The following is a 7,962-nucleotide window of genomic DNA, read 5'->3' on the forward strand; positions in this document are numbered from 1 at the left end:
ATTTCCGGGGATTCTATTTTCCTTCAATTAAGCGGAAAGAGTGAAGGTTTTCTTGATAAAACAGAGATGACGGATAAAGAGGGCAACCTCACTGTTAAAGAGGGAGATACAATAAAGGTTTTCTTTCTCGAAGCAAAAAATGGAGAGATGCATTTTACTACCAGAATCAGCGGCGACAAGGCTGGACAGGCTGTTCTGCAGAATGCTTTTGAAAACAGTATTCCCGTTGAAGGGACTGTTGAAAAAGAGATAAAAGGCGGGTTTGAGATTAAAATTGGTGATTCCCGAGCTTTTTGTCCCTTTTCCCAGATGGGTCAGAAACGTGTTGAAAAACCTGAGTCATATATTGGACAGCATCTGACCTTTAAAATTCTGGAACATAGTGAAAATGGGCGCAATATCCTTGTTTCAAACAGAGCCATATTGGAAGAAGAGCGTCAAAAGCAGATTGAGATCCTGAAAAAAATCTGGAAGGAAAATATGGTAGTGAAAGGGACAATCACCTTAGTACAGGATTTTGGTGCTTTTGTTGATATCAGCGGTGTACAGGCTCTCCTACCGATTTCAGAAATCAGCAGAAGTCGAGTGGAAGATATCCATAAAACCCTTTCTGTCGGCCAGGAGATTGAGGCTGCCATACTAAAGCTGGACTGGAAAAATGAGCGTATCTCTTTGAGCCTGAAATCGCTGCTTTCTGATCCCTGGGATAAGGCGTTAAGCAAGTATAAAATTGGAACAAAACACAAGGGTGAAGTCGTTCGTATGACCGACTTTGGTGCCTTTGTATCCCTGGAACCGGGACTGGACGGACTCGTTCATATCTCTGAACTTGAAAGTGATACCAGAGATAATGAACCTTCTGATATTTTGAAACAGGGACAAAGCCTGACTGTTCTGATCAACAGCATAGATGTTGAGAGTAAAAGAATCTCCTTAAAGCCTGTGTCATCGATTCAGGAAGATGCGGCTTTTAAGAAATATCTTGAACCCGAAACCGATACATATAATCCTTTTGCCGCCCTATTAGGCGAGAAGAAAAAATCTAAGAAGAAATAGTGGGTTTTAACCTCAATTTCAGTTCTCACACCTGCTTACAGCCCATTATGGATGGGGTGTAAGCGGGTTTTTCATACTTCAGGGATACTTGTAACCGGCAGTGGGAACAGTCAGTATCAATTGGGGATTGAGGGGATCTTCTTCAATTTTTTTTCTCAATTGAGATATAAACTGATCGAGGGATCGAGAGTTCGGCAGGTATTCCATACCCCAGCCGCAATCATACAATTGATCTCTGCTCAGAACTCTGCCTTTGTTCTTATGGAAATAGTGGATTAATTTCATCTCTCTTGGTGAAAACTCAATTTCTTTCTCATTGATGATTCCCTGTAATTTGTCGGGATTCATGTGGATCTGTCCGAAAAGGAATTCATCTTTTTCTGCTTCCATTTCGGGTAAGGCTCTTCGTAATATGGCTTTTACCCTGGCGATCACTTCTCTGACACCGAAGGGTTTGACTATATAATCATCCGCTCCCAGTTCGAGGCCGACCACTCTATCAATTTCTTCTGTCTTGGCGCTAATAAAAATAATCGGAATCTTTTTATTCACCTTTCTGATTTTTTTACATAAGTCATATCCATTGAGCAGAGGCATCATTATATCAAGACAGAGAAGGTCTGGTTTCTCTGACAGGAAGATTTGATATGCTTCCTCTCCGTGTTCAGCGCAGACTGTCTCATACCCTTCACCCCTGAGGATTTCCTGGAGTCCAGCTCTCGTGTACAGATCATCTTCTGCAATCAGTATTTTCAATTGTTGTCTTCCTTTAGGGGAATTGTCAGCGAAAAGCAGCATCCCTTCTGAGATTCTTCCAGCTTCAGTGAGGCTCCCGATTCCCGGGCCAGTGTGCAGGCTATGGACAGGCCGATTCCTGTTCCGGAACTGCTTTGGGATAGAGAATTATCGATGCGGTAAAAGGGTTTGAATATATGGATCTTTTCAGAGTCTTCGATGCCGGGTCCCCTGTCTCTAATGAAAACAGTGCAGGTTTCATCATTCAGTTTTGTCTGAATACCCAGATATTTGCCGGAGGCACCATATTTAACAGCGTTGCTGATAATATTGACCAGTATCTGCTCCACCATGTCCCGGTCGGTCTCTATCAGGGGGAGCTCCATTTCTTCATATTCATATTCCATTGAGTGCTTTTCTAATAAAGGTTTGAACTTCCCCAGAACTTCATTGATCAGTTCGCCCAGATTTACTTTTTCAATCTGTCTTTTCAGTTCTCCCCGTTCTCCGCGGCTGAAAGTCAGAACATTATTAATCATCCTCCCCAGTCTGCTTCCTTCATTCACTATGACATTGAGGTAACTCAGTTCCCGGGGATCCGTCAGCAGATTCTGCAGCAATTCTGAATACAGTCTTATGTTGGTCAGGGGTGTTTTGAGTTCGTGGGAAACCTGATTTACAAAGCTCACCTGATTCTGTGCCGTTTTCATCTCTCTTGTGTTTTCCCTGTAAAAATAGATAGCCATTATAAATATGATAAGGGTAAGCAGGGCTAATCCCGGAATCAAATAGAAGGCACTCAGGTCCGTTCCGTTCCCTAAGAGGCTCCTGATATTGAAATAATAGAATAAGCGCCATGAACCAAGGGGTTCTTTCAGAGAGTACTCTCTGAGCGGCTGGGCAGATTCTTCTATTTGATATTCTCCCCATTGATAGAGAACATCCCCTCTGGCATCAGTCAATTGTATTCTAAAGCTGTCATCCCTTCCTGTGGATACAGGCAGAACATTGATCAGCTGTGAAATCAACGCATAGCGCTCCAGCAGGAATCCTTTGAGAGTCTTGTCCTCAAGGGTATAATAAATAAAATTGATGCCATCTCCCATAAACCAGGTGTACCAGTGAGACTGAATCATTTTGTCTTCAGACTGAGAAAATCCAGCTCTTAAACCGGCTGCAAGATCTATATTTTCGGCTTCTTTCAAAAATTCTTCTTCTCTCCGGCTGACATCTCCCTGTATATCGGGAAAGAGAAAGGTATTGGCTTCATCTATGATAAAAGCCTGTTTGACCAGCCGTCTCATATTCATGTCGGTTCTCAGTTCCTGAGCAGGCCGGGAAGGATCAAGAGCCGCCATATCCAGGTCTCCTTCGACCTGGATTAAACGGTTTTGTAGTAATCTGGCATTGCTGAGAAGGATGTTAGAGGCTTCCTCTTTGTATTTTTCCAGCCTCTGGGATTTATTCTCTTTATAAGTATAAACAGCCATCACCGTCATGACGGTGATGGGCATAAATATAATGAGAATGAATATAAAAAGAAGTTTTTTCTTCACATGTCACCCTATAGACACTCTCGCGCATTTCATTCAGAAATCCCTGTCGTTCATGATAAAAAGGGACCCAATACTCTGTGTTTCCCTTTTTATCATCTTTTAAACATTCAGTTCTCAATAACTCTGCTGATTCTGCACTTCAAACTGATCATCTTTCATTTTCTTTCTGGTGGCATTCCATTGTTCTTCATCGGCAATGGATTCTGCATCGTCTTCATACTCCGCTCCAAATCCAGCTAATGCGGGGGCTTCCAGAATTTCTGCCTGTTCCATCAGGTAGTCCGAACTGGCATTCAGCACAGCCTGAGCCTCTGCAATATTTCCGGCATCTCTTAAACGCAGGGCCTCTTCACTCTTTTCTGCTGCAATCTGAGTCACAACAGACACCATCGTTTCTTTATCAATATTTTCTTCTATAAGGTCTCTATTTCTTGTAAAAGTAATGAACCCTGATCCCGAAAGTGTTTCCTTTTTTCTGCTGACCATATTGCTGTAACTCAACTCTACATCGGCTATTCCCACAGATTCTCCTTCGCGGAAAGGATCAACTTCCACTTCCAGCAGAAAGTATTTTTCCTGATTGCTGTACAGCTGATTCAAGGAAGTATAAACATTCTTTCCAATGACATCAGCTTCTCTGCCTAGAATCCTGATGGGATGAATTCCCTCTTTACAGTTAATTTCAATGGTAACATCCTGAGCGACTACAGAGAGAATATCACCAAACTCATATTCAAAGATTCTGGTCAAATCTCTGGAGTTTTCAACAAACGCGTGGTTTCCGTCACTGCTTTGTGCTAAACGTACCATAAGATCTTCATTATATCCCAATCCAAGACCAATGGTTGTCACAGAAATTCCGATTCTTTTTAAAGAAGCTCCCAATTCTCCCAGGGCTGTCGGGCTCTCCGGTCCGACATTCGCCAGTCCGTCAGAAAGCAGTATGACCCGGTTTACCTTGTTTCGATTCAGGAATTTTTCCAGTTCATCCGCCCCTTTGCTGACTCCGGCAAAGAGGGCCGTATTCCCCCCGGATTGAATCGAGGCAATTTTTCTCTTGATACTGAGTTTATCACTCACTTTCGTCGCAGGCAGGAGAACATCGACGGAGTCTGAATAGGTGACGATCGATAGAATATCATTTTCATTTAGAATGTCGACTGCCAGCATGGCGGCGTCCATGGCTTTTACAATCTTATCACCATCCATGGAACCCGATTTGTCCAGAACAATGGCAATATTGGAGGCCGTTCTCTCTTCATTGTCTGCCCGTTCAAATCCAGTTAAGCCGACTTTGATATAGGTTTTTTGATTTTCCTCTGCAAAAAGCCAAGTATTGGTGACCGATACATCGAGCTTTACGGTTTGAGCCTGCAATTGGATTCCTGTTGAACAGATCATAAGAAGCATAAGTCCCTGTATTTTTTTGGAAGATTTCATTTTTCCTCCCTCCCTCATAAATATGAATATACTCCTGATTCTATCCTTCAATAGAGTCTGATTGTTCAGCGGACTGTAAGAGCTTTGTAAGGAATTTGTAAGGTTCCGCCTCACCGGGCAGCTTTTTTTATTGTTCCGATTTTATTTCTTTATCCCGGCAAATTCATCTGCTATCATAAACTATGGCACATCATACATTAAAAAACAGCTACTCCAGTTTATCAGACCGTTTGAACCGGTTTCCTCAAGGGGCACCTCCCTCTGACCTGCTGTTCAAAATCCTCAGCATTCTTTTTACAGAGAAAGAGGCGGAACTGGTTTCGACCCTTCCCATTAAACCTTTTACCCTTGAAAAAGCATCCCGCATCTGGAAAATGGATCTCAATTCCACCCAGAAGGTCCTGGATAGTCTGGCGGATAAAGCAATCCTGGTGGATGTGGAGAGAAATGGTGCTTCCGTATATACTCTTCCTCCGCCTATGGCTGGTTTTTTTGAATTTTCTCTCATGCGTTATACCAAAGACATTGATCAGAAAACCCTGTCAGAGCTGTTTTATCAATACTTGAATGTAGAAGAGGATTTCGTCAGAGAGCTGTTTACTCTTGGTGAAACCCAGTTGGGCAGAACTTTTGTGAATGAACCGGCCCTCAGCGCTGATGATGCGCTGATGATTCTGGATTATGAAAGAGCGTCTGAAGTGATTCAGACTGCCAGTCATATGGGGGTGGGAATCTGCTACTGCCGGCACAAAATGCACCATATGGACAAAGCCTGTGATGCGCCCCTGGATATCTGTATGACTTTTAATGGTTCTGCCGAGTCCCTTATCAAACATGGCTTTGCCCGGTCGGTTGATAAATCGGAAGGTATGGATCTGCTGCAGCAGGCCTACCAGGAGAATCTTGTTCAATTCGGTGAAAATGTGCGGGAGAGGGTCAACTTTATCTGCAACTGCTGCGGCTGCTGCTGTGAGGCTTTAATTGCACAAAGGAAATACTCTGCCTTGAACCCGATTCATACTACCAATTATCTGCCCGTAGTAGACTCGGATCTCTGCACAGGCTGCATGAAGTGTGTGAAGGTCTGTCCGGTCGTGGCCATGACTATGATTTCTGCCTCTGATTCTAAAAAAACTGAAAGGAACGTTGCGGAGCTGAATGAGGATGTTTGTCTGGGATGCGGATTGTGTGTCCGGGTCTGTCAGCACGGAGCGGTCAAGCTGAAACAGAGGGAGAAGAGAGTCATCACCCCCATGAATAGTGCCCACAGGGTGGTCCTTATGGCCATTGATCGGGGAATTCTGCAGAATCTGATATTTGATAACCAGGTGCTTATGAGCCACCGTGCTCTGGCGGCTCTTTTCGGGGTGATCTTCAAACTCCCCCCGGTGAAACAGGCTCTGGCTTCCAGGCAGCTGAAATCCAGGTATCTGGAAACTCTTTTGAGAAGAGTCCAGGTATAGGGCGACACAGAAACCGGCTCTCCTCATCCGATTCTCAAGAGAGTTGTGAAATATCACGCCTCAGGATGGAAGGTTGAACAAAACAGTGTATAATACCGGTTCAGAAAATATTAGGAGTTCAGGAAATCAGCACTTTCCGGGTTGAACCCCTGGAGGGCTGATAGGACATGAAAAAGTTAACCAGAATCATCACTCCATCCTATGTCTCCGGATTCAAGTGTATCGCAGGCGCATGCGAAGATAGCTGCTGCATCGGATGGGATATAGACATTGATAAGCTGACATATCGTAAGTATTTTAGGACAAAAAATTTACAGATGAAACAGGAATTTGTAAAACATGTCTATAGAAATGAGGATTGCGATTTTGAAGAGGTCGATTATGGGCGCGTACGCATCAACAAATCTAAATATTGCCCTTTTTTAGACAATCAAAGGCTCTGTCGAATCTATACGCAATTGGGAGAGGATTCCCTTTCCAATGTCTGCACTTCCTATCCCCGGGTCTATAATCTTCTGGATGATGTATATGAACTCTCTCTGTTTTTATCCTGCCCCGAGGCTGTCCGGAAACTGTTTGCCTCTCAGGAACCGATTCGGTTCATCGAAGAGGAGCTCCCTCTGGATCGTCATATCCTTCACAGTCATATCCTGACACATGACAAAAGATGGCAGAATTCACCTGTCCGCCGTCTTAAAGAACTGAGGAGCAGGTCTATTGAGATGATTCAGGATAGAAATCATTCCATCACAGAACGAGTCCTTCGCCTGGGCCGGGAGCTGAGCCGATCAGGATCTTCCTGGTCCGGCTCCCCCGGGACAGGTTTGAAATCAAATCGTTCCTTTGCATTCCAGTTCGAATTCTTTAAGGAGGCCATCGAGACACTCCACGTTTCAAGTGAGATTGACAGCGCCCTGTTTGCCCGGCAAACAAACAAGGTCATCACCGGGTTGAGATTCCAAGACGCCTCTCCCATCTCTGAAAAAGCGAAGCTTTATGAACAATCTCTGACGATGATTGTAGAACCTTTTTTGATTGATCATGGTTATCTTTTTGAACACTATCTGGTGAATTTCATGTTTCAGGGGAATTTTCCATTTACAGAGAATCAGAATGTATTGGATGGTTATTTAATGATGGTGATCCGCTATACCTTTATCCGGTTTTATCTGGCTGGGATAGGAGTTCTAGAAGGAAAAATAACGGAAGAAGATATCATTCTGATGATCCAGTTATTTACAAAGACCATAGAACACCATAAAACGTTTATAATTGATTTACTGCAGGAGATTAAGAACAAAAAGTTAGATAATATGGATTTTATCAGGACATTGTTAATGCCCGTTGAATAAACAGCCCTGAGTATCCCGATTTTTGAACTCAACAGAGGAAGGATGAAAAATGAATACAATGATGATACTTCTGATATCGATTCTTATTATAATAGGGGGAGTCTATGCAAAATTCAAAGTGGATAGATCCACTAGGAATTCTGCAGAGCCTGAGGAGCAGCCCGACCTCAATGAGAAATTTTTACACAACTCCCAGGGGCAGGGCGTGGTCGATTTAGTCAAAACCTTCAATGCTTCAGATAATATGATTTTAAGATCTATCCTGGATTCCAAAGGAATTGATACCTATGTGAAATCAAATAATTTCGGTAATTTATATCCCACTTTTGATATCAACAATTTTGCATCTTCAGTCATCTC

At 43.2% G+C, this 7,962-nt stretch carries 7 protein-coding genes; 4 read left to right on the top strand and 3 right to left on the bottom strand.

Annotation, left to right across the window (positions count from 1 at the left end):
• Positions 1-1,056: S1 RNA-binding domain-containing protein (locus PF479_RS18890; RefSeq protein WP_298010094.1), on the top strand; the 1,056-nt coding region annotated here is incomplete at its 5' end.
• 78 nt (positions 1,057-1,134) lie between these two features.
• Here PF479_RS18890 and PF479_RS18895 read toward each other — a convergent pair.
• From PF479_RS18895 to PF479_RS18905, 3 genes are all read right to left on the bottom strand, one after another.
• The gene (locus tag PF479_RS18895) at positions 1,135-1,812 is read right to left on the bottom strand and encodes a response regulator transcription factor (RefSeq protein ID WP_298010097.1); all 678 of its coding nucleotides are present in this window, start codon (positions 1,810-1,812) and stop codon (positions 1,135-1,137) included.
• A complete protein-coding gene (locus tag PF479_RS18900; protein WP_298010100.1) occupies positions 1,809-3,347 on the bottom strand; it encodes a cell wall metabolism sensor histidine kinase WalK in 1,539 nt (512 codons plus the stop codon). Before PF479_RS18900 ends, PF479_RS18895 begins: the two co-directional genes overlap by 4 nt.
• Before the next feature lie 114 nt (positions 3,348-3,461).
• The gene (locus PF479_RS18905) at positions 3,462-4,787 is read right to left on the bottom strand and encodes a VWA domain-containing protein (protein ID WP_298010102.1); all 1,326 of its coding nucleotides are present in this window, start codon (positions 4,785-4,787) and stop codon (positions 3,462-3,464) included.
• A gap of 182 nt (positions 4,788-4,969) precedes the next feature.
• Here PF479_RS18905 and PF479_RS18910 point away from each other — a divergent pair, with 182 nt between their 5' ends.
• The 3 genes from PF479_RS18910 to PF479_RS18920 all read left to right on the top strand — a co-directional run.
• The gene (locus PF479_RS18910) at positions 4,970-6,250 is read left to right on the top strand and encodes a 4Fe-4S dicluster domain-containing protein (protein ID WP_298010104.1); all 1,281 of its coding nucleotides are present in this window, start codon (positions 4,970-4,972) and stop codon (positions 6,248-6,250) included.
• Positions 6,251-6,417: 167 nt separating this feature from the next.
• Positions 6,418-7,602, top strand: coding sequence for a flagellin lysine-N-methylase (fliB, locus tag PF479_RS18915; protein ID WP_298010107.1), 1,185 nt, complete (start codon positions 6,418-6,420; stop codon positions 7,600-7,602).
• Positions 7,603-7,651: 49 nt separating this feature from the next.
• Positions 7,652-7,962: hypothetical protein (locus tag PF479_RS18920; protein WP_298010109.1), on the top strand; the 311-nt coding region annotated here is incomplete at its 3' end.

The sequence above is a fragment of the Oceanispirochaeta sp. genome, from assembly GCF_027859075.1.
GTDB lineage: Bacteria > Spirochaetota > Spirochaetia > DSM-2461 > DSM-2461 > Oceanispirochaeta.